The 22,914-nt window shown below is 61.3% G+C and carries 24 protein-coding genes and 1 pseudogene; 7 read left to right on the forward strand and 18 right to left on the reverse strand.

Annotated features, from left to right (window positions below; genetic code table 11):
* Positions 1-97: 97 nt before the first annotated feature.
* The 4 genes from DAES_RS12305 (at position 98) to mltG (ending at position 3,120) form a co-directional block, all read left to right on the forward strand.
* Positions 98-1,183, forward strand: coding sequence for a two-component system sensor histidine kinase NtrB (locus DAES_RS12305; RefSeq protein WP_013515355.1), 1,086 nt, complete (start codon positions 98-100; stop codon positions 1,181-1,183).
* A 75-nt stretch (positions 1,184-1,258) separates the two neighbouring features.
* The gene (locus tag DAES_RS12310) at positions 1,259-1,672 is read left to right on the forward strand and encodes a PaaI family thioesterase (RefSeq protein ID WP_013515356.1); all 414 of its coding nucleotides are present in this window, start codon (positions 1,259-1,261) and stop codon (positions 1,670-1,672) included.
* The gene (gene ruvX / locus DAES_RS12315; protein WP_013515357.1) at positions 1,673-2,089 is read left to right on the forward strand and encodes a Holliday junction resolvase RuvX; all 417 of its coding nucleotides are present in this window, start codon (positions 1,673-1,675) and stop codon (positions 2,087-2,089) included. It begins immediately after the preceding gene.
* Positions 2,062-3,120, forward strand: coding sequence for an endolytic transglycosylase MltG (gene mltG, locus DAES_RS12320; RefSeq protein ID WP_013515358.1), 1,059 nt, complete (start codon positions 2,062-2,064; stop codon positions 3,118-3,120). The genes ruvX and mltG overlap by 28 nt, the downstream gene beginning before the upstream one ends.
* A gap of 22 nt (positions 3,121-3,142) precedes the next feature.
* Here the strand turns inward: mltG and lepB are convergent, their stop codons facing one another.
* The 4 genes from lepB to DAES_RS12340 all read right to left on the reverse strand — a co-directional run bounded on the left by lepB (position 3,143) and on the right by DAES_RS12340 (position 6,251).
* Entirely contained in the window at positions 3,143-4,009 is an 867-nt protein-coding gene (lepB, locus tag DAES_RS16995) for a signal peptidase I (protein WP_013515359.1), read from the reverse strand.
* An 80-nt stretch (positions 4,010-4,089) separates the two neighbouring features.
* Positions 4,090-5,109: a glycosyltransferase family 2 protein gene (locus DAES_RS12330; protein WP_013515360.1), complete on the reverse strand. Its 1,020-nt coding sequence runs from the start codon at positions 5,107-5,109 to the stop codon at positions 4,090-4,092.
* Positions 5,110-5,112: 3 nt separating this feature from the next.
* Positions 5,113-6,042, reverse strand: coding sequence for an ATP-binding protein (locus DAES_RS12335; protein WP_013515361.1), 930 nt, complete (start codon positions 6,040-6,042; stop codon positions 5,113-5,115).
* A gap of 11 nt (positions 6,043-6,053) precedes the next feature.
* Positions 6,054-6,251, reverse strand: coding sequence for a ubiquitin family protein (locus tag DAES_RS12340; protein WP_013515362.1), 198 nt, complete (start codon positions 6,249-6,251; stop codon positions 6,054-6,056).
* A gap of 218 nt (positions 6,252-6,469) precedes the next feature.
* Between DAES_RS12340 and DAES_RS12345 the strand changes: the two genes are divergently transcribed.
* Positions 6,470-6,841, forward strand: coding sequence for a response regulator (locus DAES_RS12345; RefSeq protein ID WP_013515363.1), 372 nt, complete (start codon positions 6,470-6,472; stop codon positions 6,839-6,841).
* Between the two features lie 80 nt (positions 6,842-6,921).
* Here DAES_RS12345 and hisA read toward each other — a convergent pair whose 3' ends face one another.
* Positions 6,922-7,656 (reverse strand): 1-(5-phosphoribosyl)-5-[(5-phosphoribosylamino)methylideneamino]imidazole-4-carboxamide isomerase, encoded by a 735-nt coding sequence (gene hisA / locus DAES_RS12350; protein ID WP_013515364.1) that lies wholly within the window; start codon positions 7,654-7,656, stop codon positions 6,922-6,924.
* A 306-nt stretch (positions 7,657-7,962) separates the two neighbouring features.
* Between hisA and DAES_RS12355 the strand changes: the two genes are divergently transcribed.
* Positions 7,963-8,574 (forward strand): hypothetical protein, encoded by a 612-nt coding sequence (locus DAES_RS12355; protein ID WP_049776406.1) that lies wholly within the window; start codon positions 7,963-7,965, stop codon positions 8,572-8,574.
* A gap of 26 nt (positions 8,575-8,600) precedes the next feature.
* On the forward strand, positions 8,601-8,939 hold the full coding sequence (locus DAES_RS17645) for a hypothetical protein (RefSeq protein WP_157864859.1): 339 nt from the start codon (positions 8,601-8,603) through the stop codon (positions 8,937-8,939).
* An 88-nt stretch (positions 8,940-9,027) separates the two neighbouring features.
* Here the strand turns inward: DAES_RS17645 and DAES_RS12360 are convergent.
* The 13 genes and pseudogenes from DAES_RS12360 to DAES_RS12425 all read right to left on the reverse strand — a co-directional run.
* Positions 9,028-10,102: pseudogene (locus DAES_RS12360) on the reverse strand (IS3 family transposase); the annotation flags it as partial.
* Positions 10,103-10,309: 207 nt separating this feature from the next.
* On the reverse strand, positions 10,310-10,969 hold the full coding sequence (locus DAES_RS12370) for an IS1595-like element ISDae1 family transposase (RefSeq protein WP_013515367.1): 660 nt from the start codon (positions 10,967-10,969) through the stop codon (positions 10,310-10,312).
* 641 nt (positions 10,970-11,610) lie between these two features.
* Positions 11,611-12,264 (reverse strand): hypothetical protein, encoded by a 654-nt coding sequence (locus DAES_RS12375; RefSeq protein WP_013515368.1) that lies wholly within the window; start codon positions 12,262-12,264, stop codon positions 11,611-11,613.
* Positions 12,264-12,851: an imidazoleglycerol-phosphate dehydratase HisB gene (hisB, locus tag DAES_RS12380; RefSeq protein WP_013515369.1), complete on the reverse strand. Its 588-nt coding sequence runs from the start codon at positions 12,849-12,851 to the stop codon at positions 12,264-12,266. Before hisB ends, DAES_RS12375 begins: the two co-directional genes overlap by 1 nt.
* A gap of 121 nt (positions 12,852-12,972) precedes the next feature.
* Positions 12,973-13,977 carry a twin-arginine translocase subunit TatC gene (tatC, locus tag DAES_RS17000; protein ID WP_423811093.1) on the reverse strand — a complete coding sequence of 335 codons (1,005 nt, stop codon included), beginning with the start codon at positions 13,975-13,977 and terminating at the stop codon, positions 12,973-12,975.
* 368 nt (positions 13,978-14,345) lie between these two features.
* A complete protein-coding gene (gene tatB, locus DAES_RS12390) occupies positions 14,346-14,705 on the reverse strand; it encodes a Sec-independent protein translocase protein TatB (protein WP_013515371.1) in 360 nt (119 codons plus the stop codon).
* 33 nt (positions 14,706-14,738) lie between these two features.
* On the reverse strand, positions 14,739-16,283 hold the full coding sequence (gene guaA / locus DAES_RS12395) for a glutamine-hydrolyzing GMP synthase (RefSeq protein ID WP_013515372.1): 1,545 nt from the start codon (positions 16,281-16,283) through the stop codon (positions 14,739-14,741).
* Between the two features lie 65 nt (positions 16,284-16,348).
* A complete protein-coding gene (gene guaB / locus DAES_RS12400; protein WP_013515373.1) occupies positions 16,349-17,803 on the reverse strand; it encodes an IMP dehydrogenase in 1,455 nt (484 codons plus the stop codon).
* Between the two features lie 74 nt (positions 17,804-17,877).
* Complete coding sequence (locus DAES_RS12405) at positions 17,878-18,594, reverse strand: ABC transporter ATP-binding protein (protein ID WP_013515374.1); 717 nt, start codon at positions 18,592-18,594, stop codon at positions 17,878-17,880.
* On the reverse strand, positions 18,587-19,381 hold the full coding sequence (locus DAES_RS12410) for an ABC transporter ATP-binding protein (RefSeq protein ID WP_013515375.1): 795 nt from the start codon (positions 19,379-19,381) through the stop codon (positions 18,587-18,589). Before DAES_RS12410 ends, DAES_RS12405 begins: the two co-directional genes overlap by 8 nt.
* A complete protein-coding gene (livM, locus tag DAES_RS12415; RefSeq protein WP_049776452.1) occupies positions 19,374-20,630 on the reverse strand; it encodes a high-affinity branched-chain amino acid ABC transporter permease LivM in 1,257 nt (418 codons plus the stop codon). Before livM ends, DAES_RS12410 begins: the two co-directional genes overlap by 8 nt.
* A gap of 85 nt (positions 20,631-20,715) precedes the next feature.
* Positions 20,716-21,618 carry a branched-chain amino acid ABC transporter permease gene (locus DAES_RS12420; RefSeq protein WP_013515377.1) on the reverse strand — a complete coding sequence of 301 codons (903 nt, stop codon included), beginning with the start codon at positions 21,616-21,618 and terminating at the stop codon, positions 20,716-20,718.
* An 83-nt stretch (positions 21,619-21,701) separates the two neighbouring features.
* A complete protein-coding gene (locus tag DAES_RS12425; RefSeq protein WP_013515378.1) occupies positions 21,702-22,868 on the reverse strand; it encodes a branched-chain amino acid ABC transporter substrate-binding protein in 1,167 nt (388 codons plus the stop codon).
* Between the last annotated feature and the right edge of the window lie 46 nt (positions 22,869-22,914).

The following is a 22,914-nucleotide window of genomic DNA, read 5'->3' on the forward strand; positions in this document are numbered from 1 at the left end:
ACCCACCCCGCGCCCAAGGACCACGATCCGCCTCCTCATGGGTGCGGACCGATTGCCAAACCCGCGTGTCCCATGGCATGCTGGGAACAGGGAACCCATGCAAAAACTCGTCGAAGCCATCCTCGCCAACCTGCCAGTCGGGCTGATCATCATCGGCCCGGACGGACGGATCGTGGAGGCCAACAGGGCCGCCTGCCTGATACTGGGCTGTTCCCTTGAAGAGTTCAGGAACAGCACCTGGGGCGAACTGTTCATGTCGCGCGGCGATAATCTGGAATTCTCCGAGGTGGTGCTCGACGCCATCCAGAACGAGACCCCCAAATCCGAGCGCGTCACCCCCTACCGCACCCCGGAGGGCGAGGAGCGGTTCCTTTCGGTCATCTCGTCGGCCCTGCGTGAGGAGGGCAAGATATCCTCCATCGTGGTCCTCATCGAGGACATGACCCGGCTCAACGCCCTGAACCAGCGCGAAAAGAACATCCTGGCCCTCAACCACCGACTGGCCGAAGAACGGGCCGAAAGCCTGATCGCCTTTGCCCGCTCGGTGGCCCACCAGATCCGCAACCCGGTCATGACCATCGCCGGATTCGCCCGCCTGCTCATGCGCAAGGCCGACCCGTCCATCCTGGAGCCCCTTGAGGCCATCGCCGAGGAGACCCTCAGACTGGAGACCATGGTCCGCTCCGTGGCCGACTACAGCGCCATCACCGTGGGTCAAGCCATGCAGGTCAACCTGTGGGTGGTCATCGAGGAGGCCAAGCGCCGCATCGAGAACCACCCGGCGGTGAGCGGCCAGAACCTCCGCTGGAAGACCGACTGCCCGGACATGAATATGCGCATTGACCGCGACCTCATGGTCCAGGGGCTGGCTGAGCTGTTTCTCAACAGCGCGGAATTCGCCGGACCAGGGGCCCAGATCGCCCTGTGCGCCCGCGAGCATGACGGAACCCTGACCCTCACGGTGACCGACAGCGGCCCCGGCTTCACCGACGAGGGGCTGGAGCTGGCCTTTGACCCGTTCTACACCACCAAGACCGTGGGCGCGGGCATGGGCCTGACCCGGACCAAACGCATCGTGGGCGAGCACCAGGGAACCATTGCCATCGCCAACACCGACGACGGCCACGCCCAAGTGACCATCGACCTGCCGGTCAACGGGCCGGAAATGATCGTCTCGGGTTGACCCGATCACTGTGGCATGTTTTTCTGCCCCATGCACAAACCCACGCATCACGCCGCCGGGCAGGACACAGCATCCATGAGCACAGAAGACATCAAGACCCTGCTTGAAACGAAGAACCGTTTCGCCGCCCTGCTCGGCATCGCCATCACCGACATGGGCGACGGCGCGGCCACGTGCGTCATGCCCGTGCGGCCCGAACACGGCAACCTTTACGGCACGGTCAACGCGGGCGCCATCTACGGGCTGGCCGAGACCGCCTTTGGCGCGGCGGCCCTGAGCCGTGGCCAGGCCGTGGTGGCCGTCAACCTGACCATCGCCTATGTCCGCCCGGCCACGGGGGCCACGCTCACGGCCAGGGCCGAGGAGCTCTCGGCAGGCAGGCTCATGGTCACCTACTCGGTCAAGGTGTTCGACGAGACGGGCGGGCTGGTGGCCGATGTCCAGGCCATGGGCTACAACACTGGCAAAGCCCTGATGGAGCTTGGCTAGGTGCGCGCCCTGGGCATCGATTTCGGCCTCAAGCGGGTGGGGCTGGCCATCAGCGACCGCTCCGGCATCCTGGTCTCGCCCTACCTGACCTTGGAGCGCACCACGCGCGACGCCCTCTTTGAGGCGATCATTGAAATCATCCGCCAGGAATCCGTGGAGGCCATCGTGGTCGGGCTGCCCCTCTCCATGGACGGCGAGGACACCCTGACCACACGCCAGGCGCGGAACTTTGCCCAGAGCCTGGGGCGGCGGACCGATCTGCCCATCCACCTCGCGGACGAGCGGCTGACCTCGGCCCAGGCCGAGGAAGAACTCAACGCCGCCGACCTTCGCGGCACCAAACGGAAGATGGCCCTGGACAGCCAGGCCGCCGTCATCATCCTGCGCACATGGCTCGAAAACGCACTCTCCTCCTGACCCTGACAGGTCTTGTCCTGGTGGCCGCCCTGGCCGGGGCATACCACGGCTTCGTGCTGTGGCAGGACCACCGGTTCATGACCGTGCCGCCTGAGTCTCCGGGCCGCGAGGTGGTCATCCGGATTGAGCCGGGCCAGCCTTTTTCCGCCGTGTCGGCCACCCTGCGGAAAAACGGGGTGATCACCGACAGCCGCCGCTTCACCGCGCTGGCCGCCTCGACCAACAGGACCGGGGCCGTGCGCGCCGGGGAGTTCGTCCTGCACACGGACTGGACGCCGGAGCAGGTGCTGCGCGAGCTGACCACCTCGGCGGGAGTCATGCGCCGGGTCGCAGTGCGCGAGGGGCTGACCTGGTGGCAGACCGCCGCCTTGATCGAAAAGGCGGAGGTCGGCTCACGCGACGCCTTTGCCGCTGCCGTGACCGACCCGGAGATGCTGGCCGGATACGGCATCCGGGCCGAAAGCGCCGAGGGATACCTCTTCCCGGAAACCTACCTGCTCACCCCGCCGCGCGGCGACTCCTCGCGGGCCATGGCCGAGCTCATGATCAGGGAATTCTTTGGCAATGCGGCCAAGGTCTGGCCCCAGGGGCTGCCGGAGTGGGATGAACTGCACAGGGCGGTGATCATCGCCTCGCTGGTGGAAAAGGAGACCGGCGTGCCCGACGAACGCGCCCGCATCGCCGGGGTCTTCCACAACCGGCTCAAAAAGCGGATGCTCATCCAGGCCGATCCGACCATCATCTATGGGCTGGGCAAATCCTTTGACGGCGATCTGGTCAAGAGCCACCTGCGCGACCGGAGCAACCCTTACAACACCTACGTCCATCCGGGCCTGCCGCCCGGCCCCATCTGCTCGCCCGGCCTCGAATCCCTGCTGGCGGCGGTCCATCCCGAACAGCACCACTATCTCTATTTCGTGGCCAAGGGGGACGGCTCGCATTATTTCAGCAAGACTCTTGAGGAGCACAACAGGGCCGTGGGCAAATACCAGATCAGACGCAACCCGGCCACTTACCGCTCCACTCAATAACGCCCTGCCAGCACCGACACGATCAGCGCACTGTCTCGCCGAACCGGGATGCCCACCCCGCGCCGGACGGGCCGGGATAATAGACGTAGAGCGCGCGGGCCATGATCCTCTCGCGGGGCACGGGACCGAGCCAGCGCGAGTCGTAGGACTTGTCGCGATTGTCGCCCATGAGGAAATACTGGTCCGGGCCAAGCCGCAGCGGCCCGCCATCGGCGAGGTGCGGCGTTGATCCGCCGGTGTGGCGCGCATAGGGCTCGTCGAGCCGCTGGCCGTTGACGACCACCTCTCGCCCCTCGACGCGCACGGTCTCGCCGGGCAGCCCCACCACCCGCTTGACGAAGTGCCGCCCGCCCCCAGGCTCGATGAAGACCACCACCTGCCCGCGCCCGATGGGCGAATCGGGCCGCAGCCGCGCGGCCAGGAACCGGTCGCCCACGCGCAAGGCGGGCTGCATGGACACGGACGGCACCTTGAAATTCTGATAAAATTGCGCCTTGAGCGCACCCTCCACGCCAGCCCCGGCAGCCGCGCTGATGCCCACGGCCAGGGCATACGCCCACCACCGGTTGAACCGCGTCGGCACATATCCGCCCCGGCGCGCGCAGCGGTAGGCATCCACAGCAGCCGCGATGTTGTAGGTCGCCAGCACGCCCCCGGCCAGGACAAGCCCGGCAAAAGTGCGCAGGGCCGGGATCAGGGCCAGGGCCAGAACGACCTCGCCCGCCAGGAAGCACGCGCCCTTGCGCCACTGGCCGTTGTAGAGCTGGCCCACTCCGGTGGCCATCAGGGAAAGGAGCGCGGCAAGCCACGGCCTGCGCCGTTTGCCGGAAACGCCCGAAGCCATGGCCGCGAAAGCGGCGTCGTCGGTCCGGGGTGTCTGGTGCGTCATGGGCCCTCCTGCGTCCTGATCCGTGAAGCCAGGCGTCCATCCTGCCGGAAATGGGTGGGAAAGGGAATGGTGCGGCCCGGTCAGGCCACGGGGAGGTAGTCGCGGCCCAGGACAAAGCCGCGCCCGTCCAGGAAATCCGCGATGTCCTCGCGCGCGCCCCGGCTGGCCACATAGGGCAGACAGAACGCCTCGCCCGGCGGCGGCACGGCCTCGCGCGGGCGCACCTCGATGCCGCCGATCACATGGCCGATTTTGCGCGGGTCCACGTCGTAGTAGGCGGCAAAACGGACCCCGTGCTCCAGGAGCATGTCCGCGCGCTTGCGCGTGGTCCGGCCCGAGCCGAGGATGTGGACCTCGGGGTGGTTGCGGTTGTAGCTGGCCAGCCAACGGGCCAGATACTGTGCCTTGACGCGGTAAAAGGCGTCCGCCCGGTAGCGCGGATGGGTACGCGAAAGCCGGTCGGGCGGGTCGTTCCAGACCAGCAGCTCGGCATCGACCTTGGCCATGCGCACCCCGGCCTCCAGCCAGCGCAGCAGCAGCTCGTAATCCTCGGGAAAATCGCCGTCCCGGTAGGGGCCGTGCGTTTCAACGCAGGCGCGACGGCACATGATGGAGGGATTTGGCACCGGAAACTCCACGAACCGGTTCAGGCTGATGGCCTCGTGGGTCAGGAGCGTGTTGGTCCAGTCCACATACCGGGCGTATCCGGCGCATCGGTGCCGGTCGCCGCCAAAACGGATGCGGCTGCCAGCCAGCCCGATCTCGGGGTGCTCGTCGAGCAGCCGGGCCTGGGCGGCCAGCCTCTCGGGCAGCATCTCGTCATCGGCGTCCATGCGGGCGATGTAGCGCCCCCGCGCCAGACCCATGGCCGTGTTGGCAGCCACGGCCACCCCGCCGTGAGCGGCGTGGACCACACGCACCCGGTCGTCCCGGCGCGCGAACTCGTCCAGGACCGCGCCTGTATTGTCCTCGCTCCCGTCATCCACTGCCACCACCTCGATGGCCCGCAGGGACTGGGCCAGGATGCTCTCCATGGCCCGGCCCACGGTGTCAGCGCAGTCGCGGCAGGGCATGGTCACGGTGACGACCGGTTCAAACACGGCTCACCCCTCTGCCGCCAGGGCCGCGGCCTTGTTGGCGCGCACGGTCTCCTTGATGCGGCAGACCGAGCAGGTGCCCGCGCTGGTGGGCGAAGCGCACTCGACGCACGGGGCCAAAGGCTCGCCCACCTCGGCCTCGCGCGCGGCAAAGGCGGGTTTGCCTTTCTTGAGAAACCCCTGGTAGAATTGGAACTTCTGCCCTGGGCTGCGGTGCTCAAGCTCGCCCCACAGCTCCTTGTGGCTGGTGAAGCTGGCGCCCGAGGCATAGGGGCAGGCTGCCGAGTGGATCTCGATGCCCTTGAGAAAGGCGTAGTTGGCCGTCTCGAACTCGCTCAGACGGAACAGGGGCTTGACCTTGCGCACAAACCCCTCGCGCGCGGGCAGCGTCGGCCCCTGGTCCGAGAGGTAGGCCGTGTCCCAGCGCAGGGTGTTGGCAAAGAGCCGGGCCACCTCATCGTCGAGGTTGTGGCCTGTGGCCAGGGCGTCGTAGCCGCCCTCCATGGCGATGCGGTTGAAGTGATGGCGCTTGATGCGCCCACACACCGAGCAGACCGGGCGGTTGACATACGCCTTGATGTCCGGGATGGGCAGCCCCTCCTTCTCCATTTCCAGCACCTCAAGCTTCAGGCCGTGGCTGGAGCAGAACGCCTCGACCTTGACGCGGGCGGAAGGCGACGAACCAGGGATGCCCAGATCGATATGCAGGCCGGTGACATCGTATCCCTGGGCCGCCAGCTCAAGCATGAGCGAGAGGGAATCCTTGCCCCCGGACAGGGCCACCAGGATGCGCTCTTCGTGGGTGAACATCTTTTCGCGGCGGATGGCCGTCTCCACCTGCCGGGTGAAGAAGAGCGGATAGCACTCGGCGCAGAAACCGGAGTGGTGGCTGGGCAAGGTGACGCAGGCGAGTTTTTTGCAGCGCGAGCATTTCATGGCGGTTCCTCCTAGCCTGCCGAGGTCACTTTGCGTACCATGATGGCATCACCGGGGTTGAGACGGCGATCCGGGGTGAGCAGTTCGCCGCTGCGGGCCACAATGGCCATGGTGGGACGCAGCTTGAACCTGTTGAGGACGGCCAGCACGGTCTTGACGCCGTGCAGCTCGACCACCTCGTTGTCCGGCTCCAGAGTGACTGTGATCATGCGTTCTCCTTTCCGCCAGCCGGTTGAAAGCCGACGGGGTGCAGCGGACCCTACCCACGAAGGCGCGTGAATTCAAGAAAAGATGGCGCGACACCCCGGCTTGGCCCGGCCCGGCAAGGGCAATGTGATTAATAGGCCAAAAAGATGAAACCTGTATTGACCCAAATCCAAAACATCCATTAGAGTGGATTCTAGGGTAAATTCCCAAGGAGGATTCCATGAGCCAACCGACGATACTCGTTGTCGATGATGAAAAGCACATACGCATGCTCTACCGCGAGGAACTGGAAACCGACGGATACACAGTGGCCACCTCGGACGGCGAGGAGGACATCCTTGATGTGATCCACCGCGAAAAACCGACCATCGTCATCCTGGACATCAAGCTGGGCGTGAACCGCTCGGGACTCGACCTGCTCCAGGAGATCCGCTCCGAAGACCAGCAGATACCCGTGATCCTCTCCACGGCCTATGATTCGTTCCAGCACGATCTCAAAACCATCGCCGCGGACTACTATGTGGTCAAGTCCGTGGACCTGACCGAACTCAAGGACAAGGTCAAGATGGCCCTGAACAAGGCCAAGTCCTGAGCGCCCCGAACAGAGCGTAAAAAAACGACGCTCCCCGGACTGGTTCCGGGGAGCGTCGCTGTTTGCATTGCCTGGCCCGGCTACACGGCCTGGGCGTCGATCCAGGCGTTGGCCTCGCGCACGTCCAGGGTGCCGACATAGATGGCCCGGCCTGAAATGGCGCCTTCAAGCCCGTCCCTGCACAGCGGGTGGAGCGCCTTGATGTCGTCGAGAGTATGCACCCCGCCTGCCGCGATGACCGGCACGCTGGTTTTGGCGCACAACGCCTTGAGCCCGGCCACGTTGACGCCGGTCTGCATGCCGTCGCGGGAGATGTCGGTATAGACGATGAAGCGGATGCCGTCGCGCTCGAGCCTGGGCAGCACGTCGTCCATGGTCAGCCCTGCGTCCTCGACCCAGCCCTTGGTCTTGAGCCTGCCGTCAACCGCATCGAGCGAGACGCCGATCTTTCCGGGCAGCGCCCGGCACAGGTCCGAGAACAGGTCCGGCGACTCCAGGGCCATGGTGCCGATGATGAGCCGGTCCACCCCGGCCTCGATGTATTTATGCGCGGTGGCGATGTCGCGGATGCCGCCGCCCAGCTGGACCGGGATGTCGATGGATGAGCATATGGAGCGGATCAGCTCGAAGTTCTTGGGAATCCCTGAGAACGCGCCGTCGAGATCGACAACATGCAGGAAGCGCGCGCCGAGATCGGCCCAGCGGCGGGCCTGCGCAACAGGGTCGGCGGCAAACACAGTGACCTGATCCTCCCGGCCCTGGGCCAGTCGGACACATTCACCGTTCTTGATATCAACGGCGGGGAAAAGAATCATAATCCAAATCCTCGTATCTAACTATTTAAATTATTAAATATTTAAAACGCATTTTCATGCTTTACTCACCATTTTCCCAACACTAGGTTGGCCCAGATGTATGATTTTCACACAGGATCGAAGTCCAGCCTGTACGCAGATAAAAATCGAGTATTATCCGCATCTGATTTTCTATGCAGTTGGACGTTCTTTGTGCTAGAGAATTCTTGCGGTTGCAGCTCTTGTTGAGAACTCAAACCAGAGAGATTTACTCATGGCCCTAACCCATATCCAGATCATACAATCTCTAGCGAGGCCTTATCCTGGATGGAAAAAGAAATCAATTGTGGAGTGCCCGTAACTGAGCTTCACCACCTTTCTGGCAGGATCGGCATGTATGTAGCCCTGATTTCAAATGGGCAGATGGCAACCGAGGTCAATCAGAGGGGCTATGATGTCGTCAGCGAAAGTCGTGGTCGAATCTCAGTCAAGACAACGGCTCAGAACACCTATGTCGGACACTTCAGCTTCAATCCCAATACATTGGATCAAGTGGACTGGATCAGCGCTTTAAAGATCGACGCTGACGAGATGGAAATCCAGCTTCTCTTGGATACCGAGAAGGAAGAAGTTCTCGAACTCATGAGGGAGTCAAAAGGCCAGTATACTTTCCCAATGAGTAAACTAACACCAACGCCAGAAAGCTCAAAGCCAATCAAATACGTCAACGAAGTTCAGCATACAGAATACACTGTACGAGAAGCGGAGACTGGGACATTTGAAATTCTGAAAGGCTCTGAAAGCATCTCGCCGATAAAACCAACTATGAGAATGATCGCCAAAGAGATTGGAGTCGATCTGACCAATACAAATGGGAATACGAAAAACACGCGCCAATTGGGGGCGAGTGTTATTCACGCGTTGCAGGATATTAGTTAAAGAAGTCGTCTGGAGTTAAAGAATTTATGAGTGACAATCAGTGGCTTAAAGACGGGTTAAGTTGGTTCCTTCAATTCATTCCTCAAACAGAATGGGAAACTCGAAAGACTGAAATCCTGAACTATCTTGACGAAGCCCTTTGGAACCCTGATGGACGAACCCGACGAATATCCTATGATACTGATGTCTTTGCCTGGTATTTAGTGCTGGTTGATTTGTATCTCAACCAATCAACAAAGTATGATTTTTTCCAAGGCAGTCGAGTTATCCCATATATTCTTACAATTGGAAAAAACGCTCACCAGCTCGATACAATAACGGGGATTGAAGAAAGGGCTAGCAGGATTGTAAAATGCAAAGTGTAAAGTCCCCTTTCATAGGGCCAGTTAACGGTAGAGACTCCCGACAGTTTTCGGGGGGGTTGCCCAGAGGGCAGGGGGTACCCCCTGCCCTCTGGGCAGCAAAATTTATCGGCGACATATTCCCCAGGGATTCATGAGGACGTCCCTCGTTGTACTCACGGATAAAGTCCTCCGTAATGGCCCGAACTTCGCTCAGGCTGTTGAACACGTACAAATCAAGCACTTCTTCTCTGTAGGTCCGGTTGAACCGCTCGATGTATGAGTTCTGGGTGGGCTTGCCAGGCTGAATGAACTCCAGATTCACGCCATGCGATTCTGCCCAGGCCGCCATGACAGTCCCCGAGAACTCCGGACCATTGTCCATTCGCAACCTTTCGGGATAGCAGCCACGCTCTTCGGCGACCCGATCCAGCACCCTTACCACTCTTCCTGCTGGCATATTGGTATCGATTTCCACGGCCAAGGCCTCACGGTTGTAATCATCTACAGCGTTGAAAGTCCTGAAGACGCGACCGCTGTAAAGGGTGTCCCGCATGAAATCGATCGACCAGCAATGGTTTGGCGCAAGCGGCTGGGCCACTGCCGTCCGAGAGGCTTGCGGAAGCCGCTTCTTGGCCTTGCGCTTCAGGTTCATTTTCAAGAGGCAGTAAACCCTCCAAACCTTCTTGTGGTTCCAGGGCTTGCCCTGCTGTCGAAGGACGTTGAAAAGTTTACTGAAGCCCCATGTAGGCTTTTTCTCGGCCAGTTCAGTCAAGGCTGCGATGACATCGCTATCGTCCCGCGGGTGCGGCTTGTAGGCGTAGTAGCTCCTACTGATGCCCATGGCCGCGCAGGCCTTGCGCGAGCTCAGCTCAAACGCGTTGACCATGTGCGTGACAACTTCCTTGCGTTGAACTGGCCTCAGAGTTTTTTTCGATTACATCCTTGAGCGCCATGTTTTCCAGGCTGAGGTCGGCGAACATCTGCTTGAGCTTACGGTTCTCCGCTTCGAGATCCTTCATCCGTTGGATATCGGATGCCTCCATGCCGCCATACTTTGACTTCCACTTGTAGTACGTGGCGCTGCTCACGCCGTGCTCGCGGCAGACATCGACGACAGTCCGTCCGCCTTCCACTGCCTTCAGGATCTTGACGATCTGGTACTCACTGAACTTCGATTTACGCATACAAAACTCCTGTCCCATTTTGGGCCAGAAGTCTCTACTTGGCAATGGACCTAGTTTACGGGGACTTTACAAAACGACATCTGGCAAAAGCCCTGAGTCAAATACCTAAAGGAGAAATGGGGGCGATACACTTTGGCATAGAAGCCATCGAAGGGGATGAGATTGAACAACTCAGGTTATTAAAAACAAAGGGGCTGTCCTAGCTAACTAGGATTTTCCCCGCTGATTAATCCACTTTTTCAGTTGCTTGAGTAACATTTTATGGTCACCACAATTGAACCGCCACTCACACTCTTTAAGGAACAGGAAAAAACTGTCCCTGGGGATGCCGTTGAACCGGCGGAGGTGGCGCTTGGCTTGGTTCCAAAAGTTCTCAATCCCATTGATGTGGTTTTGCCTGTCCACGAACCTTTCAGAGTGATTGATCCGCACATGGTGGAAGTCCGAGACATCCAGCGCATCATAGCTTCTGAAAGCGTCAGTGTACACGATACTGTCCGGCAAGATCATGCGCTCCATGATGGGGAGAAGTGTCGTGCTCCGGGCGTTTGGGATCATGACCGTATAAACCCGCCCTCCACGCTTCAACAAGCCGAAAACAGGGACTTTCCCTGCAGCACCTCGACCGCGCTTGCCTTTCCTGACTCCTCCGAAATAGCTCTCATCAACTTCAATCTCACCGTCGAATGGCGATGCCTTTTCCATCTCATCGGCAATGATTTTCCTCAGCCGAGTGAAAAACGTGGCCGCCGTGTTCTTGTTGACGTCCACCAGTTGAGCGGCAGCACGTGCCGTTGTGCCGGCAATGAAGTGCTCAATGAGCCTGGCCCGCTTCTGTGGGCTGAGCCTGCTTTTCCTTTCGTACATGATGCCATCCTAAGCCTAAGCGGAGTGCTTAGCTAGGACAGCCCCAAAACAAATAATGAATTACAAAAATTTAATTTTGGAGATAAGAACATCCAATGGCTATACTACCATTTACTATCTCCCATGACCTCTCCTGACGAAAACTGGGCTTTTGAAGAATCAACATCTTCTGTCTGCCACGACCGAGTAACAATCCCTCAGTTAAATCCTTCAGCATTACTGCACTACGAAAGCGTAAACAATGGTTTCCCATGGGAAAACAGATAAAGCTAAGCGCCATCGCATAAACGAGAGGCGAATCACTCTTGTGAGCAAAAATCATTGAGGAGTTGAGAACGACTTCCCATTAATCATCACTATCATCAAACTAAGAAGCCGGTTTACCGACTGTCCAGTCACAGCTCAACACCACACAGAAAACCATCCAGTTTTCACTTAAATCGTCAACACAACCAGCCAGAAAAAGCTGAAAACCTCAGATCAAACCAAGCCTGGAACAACAATGCCAACCATACAGGTTGGCATTTCCGGTTGGCAGACAGCCATAAAGCTTGAAAAAAGGGTTAGCCGGAGCAACCAGCTAACCCTTTGATTTTATTTACCAAAAATAGTCAGCGCGTCCCATCCAACGCGCATCGGAATCATAATCCCAGTTCCATGAGCTTTTCCTCGATGCCCTCAGTGGCCAGACGCGTGGCGGTCACCCATTTGCCGCCGCGATCCATGAACTTGCGCGCGGTGAAGAGGTTCTCGCTTAAGCCCACCTGGGTCTCCTCATAGCGGGCGCGGGTCATGCGCTCGTTCTTGACGTCGATGAGAAAGAAATCAAGGGCCACCGAGGCAGGGGCTTCCACCCCGTTGGGGCCGCCGTCGCGCTCGCGCCAGTAGGTCACCTGCGGGACCAGCAGGGTGTCCGCCTGAATGCACTTGGCCACGCCGAGCCAGTACTTCCAGGCCGATATCTTGGGCAGGCCCGACTCCTCGAAGACCACCACATCCTGACACTGGAGCACGGCGGTGGGCGTGATGAAATCAAAGACCTGATGCCGATGCAGGGCGTCCACCAGGGCCGAATCCAAAGCCTGGAGGGTGCCGTCGGGCACGGGCTTGCCCTCCTCCTCAAGGTAGCCGGCCAGGATCTGCCAGTTGTAGATGGGGTTGCTGAACCCGGCCACGGCCAGCTTGCCTTCGGGCCTGGGCACCGCCGCCGTCCGCTTGGACGTGGCGCAACCCGCCGCCAGGAGCATGGACACACACAATGCCGACACCGCCATGAAAGAGTATACGCGTCGCATCAGTCAAGACTCCCTTTGGTGCTGGAGACGCCCGCGCGTCCGATGCGGACGGCCTGGGCCAGGGCAATGCCCATGGCCTTGAAGGCGGCTTCGAGCAGATGGTGGCCGTTTTGGCCGTATTCATACCTGACGTGCAGGTTCATGCCCGCTTTATAGGCAAAAGACTTGAGAAATTCGCGCCAGATGTCCTTTTCGTCCCCGGCGATGATGTCTGGCAGCAGGGCGTCGTCATAGACGATGTACGGCCTGCCTGAAAGATCGACCACCACCTCTGCCAGCGCCTCGTCCATGGGCACCTTGGCCGAGGCCACGCGGACAATGCCCCGCTTGTCGCCAAGGGCTTCGGACAACGCCTGTCCAAGGCACAGACCGATGTCCTCAAGACTGTGATGGGAGTCGATTTCAAGGTCGCCCTTGCAGGTCAGGTCGAGGTCGAACCCGGCCCAGAAGGCGGCCAGGGTGAGCATGTGGTCGGCAAAGCCGATGCCCGTGTCCACCTCCACCCGGCCCTCGCCCTCAAGGGTCAGGGTCAGGCTGATGTCTGTTTCCTTGGTGGCCCTCTTCACCGTGGCCGTGCGCTTGCCCATGGCGCTCTCCTTGTGTTGCGCGGCGTTCGGAGTCAATCTCCGAGCGCGACTGTATAGCAATTCTCTAGAAAAGAAAACCGGGCAGTTGCGTCGCCTGACGCCCCTGCCCGGATATTCGGCGCTATGCCTTGTCGTGTCCGGATTCCGGCTCGCCCGACGGATTCCCGGCCTCGGCTCCCGCCGTGGTCTCGGCTGCCGCTGCGGCTGCGGCGGCGTCCATCTCGGCCTGGGCAGCCGCCTCGGCAGCGGCCTTGCGGTCCAAATGCCGCTTCTCGTTCTTGCCGAAGAAGTACGTGACCCAGATGCCCACCTCGTACAGGAAGATCAGCGGCCCGGCCATGAGGCACTGGGTGAACGGATCCGGCGGAGTGAGGATGGCGGCCACGACAAAACCGATCAGGATGGCGTACTTGCGTTTCTTGCGCAGCCCATCGGACGAGACCATGCCCATGCGCGCCAGGAAGAAAATGAACAGCGGCAGCTCGAAGACGAAGCCAAACGCGAACAGCAACTTGAGGCAGAAGCTCAAGTATTCGTTGAGCTTGGGCGTAAACTGGATGCCCTCGGTGGAGAAGCTGGCAAAGAACTCAAACCCGAAGGGAAAGACGATGAAGTAGCCAAACAGCGCGCCCGAGGTGAAGAAGATGGCCGAGATGACGGCAATGGGGATCATCCATTTGCGCTCGTGGGAATACAGGCCGGGAGCGATGAAACCCCATATCTGGGCAAAGACGTACGGACTGACCAGGAAGAGCCCGGCCACAATGGATATCTTGATATACGAGAAGAACGCCTCTGCCGGGTAGGTGTACTGGAAGTGCCCTTCCTGGGCCACCTGCACCAGGGATTTCTGCAGCGCGTCCACGAACAGGTCGATCTTGTCCATGTGCTGGAAGCCCTGATCACCCAGGATCTTGGTCAGGGCGCCCCGCAGATCGTCGTAAAAGCCGATGGGCAGCATGGGCTTTTCCGCCATGCGCTGCTGGAACACGGTGATCATCGGCTGCATCAGAATGTTGAACATCTGCTCGGCAAAGCCGTAGCAGGCGACCATGCCCACCGCGATGGCGATGAAGCTGCGCGTCAGTCTGACCCGAAGTTCGCCCAGGTGATCGAGCAGACTCATCTGGGTGCCTTTCTCTGCTTCATCGTCGGCAGCAGCGTCAGGGTCCTTTGCCTCGGGCTGCTCGCCCGCGTCCGGGCCGCTCCCGCCCGAACCGCCGCCCGAACCGCCGCCCGAACCGCCGCCCGAACCGCTGCCGGAACCTCCACCGGGACTGTCGCCACCGGAGCCGTCGCCGGAGCCACCACTGGAAGCATCCAGGGCCTCCCTGGCCTCGGCAAGCCCCTCGTCCGTGATCACCGGCCCATCCGGATTGGTCAGGGAAGGGTCATCGGCGTTCATGAGCGAGGGATCGTCGGCAGAAGACGCCCCCGAAGGCTCGGCCACGGGTTCCCCTGGGGCTGCGCTTTTCACCTCGTCCTTGTCGGAGCTCATGCCGATTCCTTGGTGTCCTTGGTCATGTCAGGCCCGGCAGGTGGCGCGCCCTGTGCGGCAGCGTCGCCAGCCGTGTTGCCAGCCGTGTTGTCAGCCGTGGTAGTGGGCGCTGTCGCGGCTTCGGCCTTTTCGGCCTTGCGGCGCTCCATCTCCTCGTCCACCTCGCGCTTACGGGCAGTGGTTTCGGCCTTTTTGACCTCGTCGTCCAGCGTGCTCTTGACGTCGTTGCTGACGCGTTTGAACTCCGCCATGCCCTTGCCCAGCGAGCGCAACAGGTCGGGCAGTTTCTTGGGCCCGATGACAATGAGAGCCACCACACAGATGATCAGAAGCTCCGGTCCGCCTACTCCAAACATATGTCCACCCTGGTTACAGGAAGTTGACGTTAACTATTCCCACTCAATGGTGCTCGGCGGCTTGGACGAGATGTCCAGAACCACGCGGTTGACGCCCTTGACCTCGTTGATGATGCGGTTGGAGATGCGGGCCAAAAGCTCGCTGGGCAGCCGCGACCAATCCGCGGTCATGGCGTCCAGCGAATCGACGATGCGCAGGGCGATGACGTTCTCGTAGGTGCGGTCGTCGCCCATGACGCCCACAGTCTTCAGCGGCAGCAGCACGGCAAACCCCTGCCACACCTTGCGATACCAGTCGGACGCCACCATCTCGTTCTGCACGATCCGGTCGGCCAGCCGCAAAATGGACAGCCGCTCGTCCGAGACCTCGCCGATGATGCGGATGGACAACCCCGGCCCGGGGAAGGGCTGTCGCCAGATGATGTGCTCGGGCAGGCCCAGTTCATAGGCGGCGCGGCGCACCTCGTCCTTGAAGAGTTCGCGTAGCGGCTCCACCAGCTTGAGGTGCATCTTCTCCGGCAGGCCGCCCACGTTGTGGTGGCTCTTGATGACCGCCGAGGGGCCCTTGAAGGATTCGGACTCGATCACGTCCGGGTACAGGGTGCCCTGGCCCAGGAACCTGACACCCTCAATGGCCTTGGCCTCGCGGTCGAACACGTCGATGAAGGTGTAGCCGATGATCTTGCGCTTCTGCTCCGGGTCGGTCACGCCCACAAGCTTGTCCAGGAACTCACGCGAGGCGTCCACGAACTTGACGTTGAGGTCGAAATGCTCGGCCAGGAAGCCGACCACCTCCTCCTTCTCGCCCATGCGCAAAAGCCCGTTGTCCACGAAGATGCAGTGCAGGTTTCTGCCGATGGCCCGGTGCAGGAGCACGGCGGCCACGGTGGAGTCGATGCCGCCGGACAGGCCGAGCACGACCTTGGCGTCGCCCACCTGCTTCTTCAAGTCTTCGATGCAGGTATCGACAAAGCTGGCCATGGACCATGTGGGCGTCAGCCCCGCCACCTTGAACAGGAAATTCTGGATGATGGTCGCGCCGTCGGTGGTGTGGGCCACCTCCGGGTGGAACTGGAGGGCGTAGAGTTTTCTGGCCGGGTCGCCCATGGCCGCGAATTCGATGGAGTCGGTCCTGCCCATGGTCACGAACCCCTGGGGCAGCGCCTCCACGCGGTCGCCGTGGGACATCCAGACCGTCAGGTTTTCCTTGTCCTCGATGCCCTCGAACAGGATGCAGTCGTTCAGGGCCTTGAACTGGGCGCGGCCATACTCGCGGTCGGTGGAGGCCACGACCCGCCCACCCATGTTGTGGGCCAGCAGTTGCATGCCGTAGCAGATGCCCAGCACCGGGACGCCCATCGCGAGATAATCCATGTTCAGGGCCGGGCAGCCGCCCTCAAGCACGCTCGACGGCCCGCCCGAGAGGATGAGCGCCGATGGCTTGAACGCCTTGACCCGCTCCGGGTCCACATTGCAGGGGTGGATTTCGGAGTAGATGCCCGCCTCGCGCACGCGGCGCGCGATGAGCTGGGTGAACTGGCTGCCGAAATCCAGGATGAGTACTCGGTTGTTGTGCATGTGTTTCTCTCTAATTCACATCAGCGGAAATGAAAAGGCGAAAACCCCTGGCGTATCGGACAGGCCTAGCCGTCTCCGCGATAATTGGGGGATTCCTTGGTGATGGTCACGTCGTGGACATGGGACTCGCGAAGCCCGGCGGGCGATATCTGCACCAGCTTCGACTTCTCGTACAGCTCATCAAGGTTGGCCGAGCCGGTATAGCCCATGCCGGAGCGCAGGCCGCCCACGAACTGGTAGAGCGACTCGCCCACCGGGCCACGGTAGGGAACCCGGCCCACAATGCCTTCGGGCACCAGCTTCTTGGATTTCTCCTGAAAATAGCGGTCCGAGCTGCCCTTCTTCATGGCGTCGATGGAGCCCATGCCCCGGTACTGCTTGTAGGTGCGGCCCTGGAAGAGGATGGACTCGCCAGGGCTCTCGTCCGTGCCTGCCAGCACAGACCCCATCATGCAGCTGTGCGCGCCCACGGCCAAGGCCTTGACCACATCGCCGGAGTATTTGATGCCGCCGTCGGCGATGATGCACTTGCCGGCCTCGCGGGCGGCGCGGGCCGCCTCCATCACGGCGGTGATCTGGGGCACGCCGACACCGGCCACGATGCGCGTGGTGCAGATGGAGCCGGGGCCGATGCCCACCTTGACCGTGTCCACGCCCGCCTCGATCAGCGCCTTGGCGCCCTCGTAGGTGGCGATGTTGCCGCCCACCAGTTGGAGGCTCGGGAAGGCGGCGCGCAGCTCGCGGGCGGACTTGAGGATGTTCTCGGAGTGGCCGTGGGCCGAGTCGAGCACCAGGAAGTCGGCCCCGGCCCGCAGCAGGGCCTCGGACCGGCTCAGGCAGTCGCGCCCCACGCCGATGGCCGCGCCCACCAACAGGCGGCCCCGGCCATCCTTGACCGCGTCGGGATATTTCTTGTGCTTGTTGATGTCCTTGATGGTGATCAACCCCTTGAGGCGGTTCTCGCTGTCCACCACCAGCAGCTTCTCGATGCGGTGCTGGTGCAGCTTGCGCTTGGCCTCCTCATTGTCGATATTCTCCGGCACAGTCACCAGATCGCGGCTGGTCATCAGCTCTGACACCAGTGCCGAGTCGTCCCGCACGAACCGGATGTCGCGGTTGGTGATGATGCCCACCAGATGGTCGCCCTTGACCACGGGCAGGCCGGAGATGCGGTACTCGGCCATGATCGCCTTGACCTTGCCCAGGTCGTCGTCCGGATGGACCGTGAGCGGATCGGTGATCATGCCGGACTCGGACTTCTTGACCCGGTCGATCTCGCGCGCCTGCTCGCGCACGGACATGTTCTTGTGGATGACGCCAGCCCCGCCGTGGCGGGCCATGGAGATGGCCATGCGCGACTCGGTGACGGTATCCATGGCGGCGGAAATGAGCGGTATGTTCAACTTGATTCCCGGCGTCAGGTACGTGGACACGTCCACGGAGTCCGGCAATACGTTCGAGTAGCCCGGCAACAGCAGGACATCGTCAAAGGTCAGGGCTTTATCGAGTATTTTGCTCATCTCAATCCTCCAGAGCGTTTGGGTCCCATATATGCCAGAGGCCGGACAGAAGGTCCGGCCTCGCAGCGTTCTTCTCACAGGCCGAGATAGGCCTTTTTCACCTGCTCGTTGGTCAGCAACCTGTCGCAGGTGTCCGAGAGCACGATCCTCCCGTTTTCCATGACATACCCCCGATGCCCTATCTTCAGGGCGAGGTTGGCGTTCTGCTCCACCAGGAAGATGGTGGTGTTGTGCTCGGCGTTGACCTTCTGGATGATCTCGAAGATCTGGCGGACCACCAGCGGGGCCAGCCCCATGGAAGGCTCGTCGAGCAGCAGCAGCCTCGGCTTGGCCATCAGGGCGCGGGCGATGGCCAGCATCTGCTGCTCGCCGCCGGACAGGGTGCCGCCCTGCTGTTTGCGTCGGGCCGCCAGGATCGGGAAGAGGCCAAAGCACATCTCCATGTCGCGGCGGATGCCGTCGCTGTCGTTGCGCAGGAATGCGCCCATGTCAAGATTCTCCTGCACGGTCAGTTCCGGGAAGATCAGCCGCCCCTCGGGCACCTGGCAGATGCCCCTGGCCACCAGTTTTTCCGGGCTGACCCTGGTGATGGGGTCGCCCTGGTAGAGCACCTGGCCGTCGCGGGCCTGAACCACCCCGCACACGGTCATCAGGGTGGTGGACTTGCCCGCGCCGTTGGCCCCGATCAGGGTGATGATCTCGCCGCTGTCGATATGCAGGCTGATGTCGTAGAGCGCCTGGATGTTGCCGTAAAAGCTGTTGACGCCCTTGAGTTCGAGAAGCCTAGTCATCGTCGCTCTCCCCAAGGTAGGCCTTGATCACTGCCGGGTTGTCGGCGATCTCGCGGGGAGTGCCGTCCGCGATCATCCGTCCATAGTCGAGGACATAGATGCGGTCTGACATGGACATGACCATCTTCATGTCATGCTCAATGAGCATGATGGAGAGGGAGTACCGCTGCCGCAGGCCGACAATGAGCTCTTCGAGTTCGAGCGTCTCCTGGGGGTTCATGCCGGCGGCGGGCTCGTCGAGCAGCAGCAGGAAGGGGTCCGTGGCCAGGGCGCGGGCGATTTCCAGCCTGCGCTGCTTGCCGTAGGGCATGTTGGCCGAGCTCTCGTTGACGTATTGTTCAAGCCCGACAAGCCTGAGCAGTTCGTAGCTGCGGTCGATGACCGCCTGCTCTTCGGCGCGGGTGGCCTTGTTGCGCGAGATGGCACCCCAGACAGCCGAATGGGTCCGGCAGTGGGTGCCGATCATGACATTCTCAAGGGCAGTCATGGACGGAAACAGGCGGATGTTCTGAAAGGTCCGGGCCATGCCCAGCTCGGTGACCTTGTTGGGCTTCTTGCCGTTGATGCGCACAGGATTGCCCGTGGCGCCGGGATCGACCAGCACGTCGCCGCTGGTGGGCGTGTAGATGCCGGTGATGCAGTTGAAGAAGGTGGTCTTGCCCGCGCCGTTGGGACCGATAAGGGCCACTATCTCGTTTTGACGGACCACGAGATCAACATCGTCCAGGGCGCGGATGCCCCCAAAGTCCTTATCCACGGCCTTGACGTTGAGGACCGGATTACTCATGGGCCGCCCCCGCGCCATTGGTGGCTGTGTAGGTGTAGACCTTGCGCTTGGCGCTGATCAGCCCCTGGGGCCTGAAGACCATGACCAGGACCATGATGGCCCCGAACAGGAGCATGCGGAACTCGGCGAACTCGCGCAGGTATTCCGGCACGAGGATGAGGATGATCGCTCCGGCGATGACGCCCCGGATGGAGCCCATGCCGCCGATGACCACGATGGACAGGATCATGGCCGACTCCCAGAAGGTGAAGGAGGCGGGGTTGATGAAGGTGGTCTTGGCCGCGAACACGACCCCGGCCATGCCCGCCCAGGTGGCACCCAGGGCAAAGGCGAGGAGCTTGGTCTTGACCTTGTCGATGCCCATGGCCTGACAGGCTATCTCGTCCTCGCGCAGGGCGAGCCAGGCGCGGCCAATGCGCGAGTTCTGGAGCCGGTTGACGCTGAAGATGGTCAGGATCAGCAGGCCGATCATGATATAATACATGTAAATGGTCGAGTCGCTGATGGTCATCTTCATGCCGAAGAAGCCGGGCCGGGAGATGTTCGATATGCCCGAAGGCCCCATGGTCACATCGCCCCAGTTCTCAAGCACCAGACGGATGATCTCGCCGAAACCCAGCGTGACGATGGCCAGATAGTCGCCGCGCAGGCGCAGCACGGGAAAGCCGAGGATCACACCAAGGATGGTGCCAAGCGCCGCGCCAATGGGCAGCATGAACCAGAAGCCGATGTCCCAGTGCATGTTGCACAGGGCGTAGGCGTAGGCACCGACAGCGTAGAAGGCCACATAGCCGAGATCAAGCAGCCCGGCCAGCCCCACCACGATGTTCAGGCCCAGCCCGAGCACGATGTAGACCAGGCAGGAGATCATGATGTTGGTCTGGTAGAGGTCGAAGACCTGGGGGTAGAGCCCTGCCAGCAGGGCGACGACTCCGAGGGCCGCGAACTTCAGGACGGGATGGGACTGGATTGTGGTCAAAAGCCGCGCCGACGGAGTTTCCTCGTGGTCCTTGTCCAGCTTGAGCTCCTTGCGGGCCAGCAGCCAGCGCCAGACAAAGGAGCCAAGGAAGATGGCCACGGCGATGTAGGCCATGTTCTCCCAGCGCCAGACAATGGTGTTCTCGATGGTGTTGACCCTGATGACCAGGATCGGAAAGGTCAGAAAGGCGAACCAGACCGCGGCGAGCGCCGATTTCCGCACGGCCTGGGCGATGCTGTCGCACCCGGCTGACAGGAAGAAGCGCCCCATCCCCTGCTGACCCGTTTCATTGATTGCGTTGCTCACGATATATTCCTTGTAAGGCAAGGCGGCATGCGCCGCAGTGAATGCTTGATTACACCTTCTGGGTCTTTTCCTTGCCCATGATGCCTGCGGGCCTGAATATCAGGATGAGCACGAGCAGGCAGAACGCGAACACGTCCTCGTAATCCGAGGAAACGTAGCCGGTGGCAAAGGCCTCGGTCAATCCGAGCACCAGCGCGCCGAGCATGGCACCGGGGATGGAGCCGATGCCGCCCAGCACTGCGGCGGTGAACGCCTTGATGCCCGCGATGAACCCGATGAAGTAGTTGATCTGTCCAACATGGGAGGCGATGAGCACCCCGCCGACCGCGGCCAGACTCGACCCGATGATGAAGGTGGCCGAGATGACCATATCGACGTTGACGCCGACCAGCATGGCCATCTTGCGGTTCTGGGCCGTGGCGCGCATGGCCTTGCCCAGCTTGGTGAACTTGATGAACAGGGTCAGCCCGATGCAGACCGTGACCGTGGCCACGACGATGACCAGCTCGGACGAGTTCATGATGGACCCAAAGGGTTTCATGAAGTCGAACTGGGGGGTGAGCGCGGGGAAGGGAAGAAAATCGGAGGTCTGGGAGAGCATGACATAGTTCTGCAGGAAGATGGACATGCCGATGGCCGAGATGAGCGGCGAGAGGCGCTGCGCGCCGCGCAGCGGCTTGTAGGCGACCTTCTCCACGGTGTAGCCGTAGGCGGCTGCCCAGAGAACGGCGCAGACAAGGGCTATGGCCAGGATGGAGGCTGCCGGGAACCCCAGAGCGGTGAGCACTCCGGCCACGATCAACCCGGTGAACGCGCCTATCATGTATATCTCGCCATGGGCGAAGTTGATAAGCTCGATGATCCCGTAGACCATGGTGTAGCCCAGGGCGATGAGCGCGTAGATGCTGCCCCGGGTCAGCCCACCGAAAAGCAGTTCCAGAAAATATTCCATTGGATACTGGTCCTATAGGTTAAATAACGCCAGGGGACAGGCGCTAGCCTGTCCCCTGGGCAAATGCAACTGGGTATCTCTAACTACTTGATTTCCACGTACTTGCCGCTCTGCACCTGGTAGACGGCAAAGCCCACGCCCTCGGCGTCGCCCTTGGCGTCGAACTTGACGGAGCCGACAGCGGTGTCCACATACTGGGTGCGCAGGGCTTCGGTGACCTTGTCGTAGTCGGTGGAACCGGCATTCTCGACAGCCTTGAGCAGGGCCAGGGCCGCAGAGTAGGCCTCGGGGAAGAACGGACCGGGATCAGTGCCGAACTCGGCCTTGTGAGCGGCCACGGCCTCCTGGTAGACCGGGTTGGTGGAGAAGTCCATGGGGCCGGTGGCGTAAACGCCTTCGGCGTACTCGCCGGCAACCTTGATGAAGGTGTCGTCCTTCACGCCGTCGTCAGACAGGAAGGGAATGGTGATCTCCTTCTTGCGCATGCCGGAGACGATCTTGGAGGCCTCGGGGTGGTAGCCGCCGAAGATGACGCCCTGGGCGCCGGAGCTCTTGATCTTCTGGACAACCGCGGAATAGTCCACAGCGCCGGGGGTCACGCCCTCGAACAGGACCACTTCCATGCCCTCTTCGGCCTCGATGAACTCCTTGCAGAAGGTGGCAAAACCCTTGCCGTAGTCGCCCTTGTCGTGAATGACGGCGAGCTTGGTCAGGCCCAACCCCTTGGCAAAGGCCACTTCAAGCGCGGCCTGCGCATCGTCCGGGGCGATGGTGCGGAAAAAGTTCGGGTACTCGCCGGACTGGGTCAGGGGCGGGTTGGTGGCCGAGGGGGACATGAGCACGATCTTGGATTCGAGGTAGATGGGCAGCGCAGCCTTGGTGGCACCGGAGCAGATGTGACCGAGCACGATCTTGACCCCGTCGGAAACCATCTTGGTGGCGGCGTTGGTGGCCAGCTCGGGCTTGCACTGGTCGTCCTGGGCGACCACTTCCACGGTCATGCCGTTGACGCCGCCAGCGGCGTTGACCTTGGCGGCCACCAGCTTGGCGGCGTTGACGCTGGGCAGGCCGTAGGAGGCCAGGTCGCCGGAGTGGGCACCGGCCACGCCGAGGACCAGCTTGGCAGCCGGGGCGACTTCGCCGGTCTGGACGTCAGCTTTTTCATCGGCCTTTTTCTCTTCGGCGCTGCAGGCCGCCAGCATGGCGGCCATGACCAGGCACAGCACGATCAGATGCAGTTTAGTGCGCATACTTCCTCTCCTCGATAGTATAAGTTTTCACAGCAACACACTGTTC

Source organism: Pseudodesulfovibrio aespoeensis Aspo-2 (assembly GCF_000176915.2).
GTDB classification, from domain to species: Bacteria; Desulfobacterota; Desulfovibrionia; order Desulfovibrionales; family Desulfovibrionaceae; genus Pseudodesulfovibrio; species Pseudodesulfovibrio aespoeensis.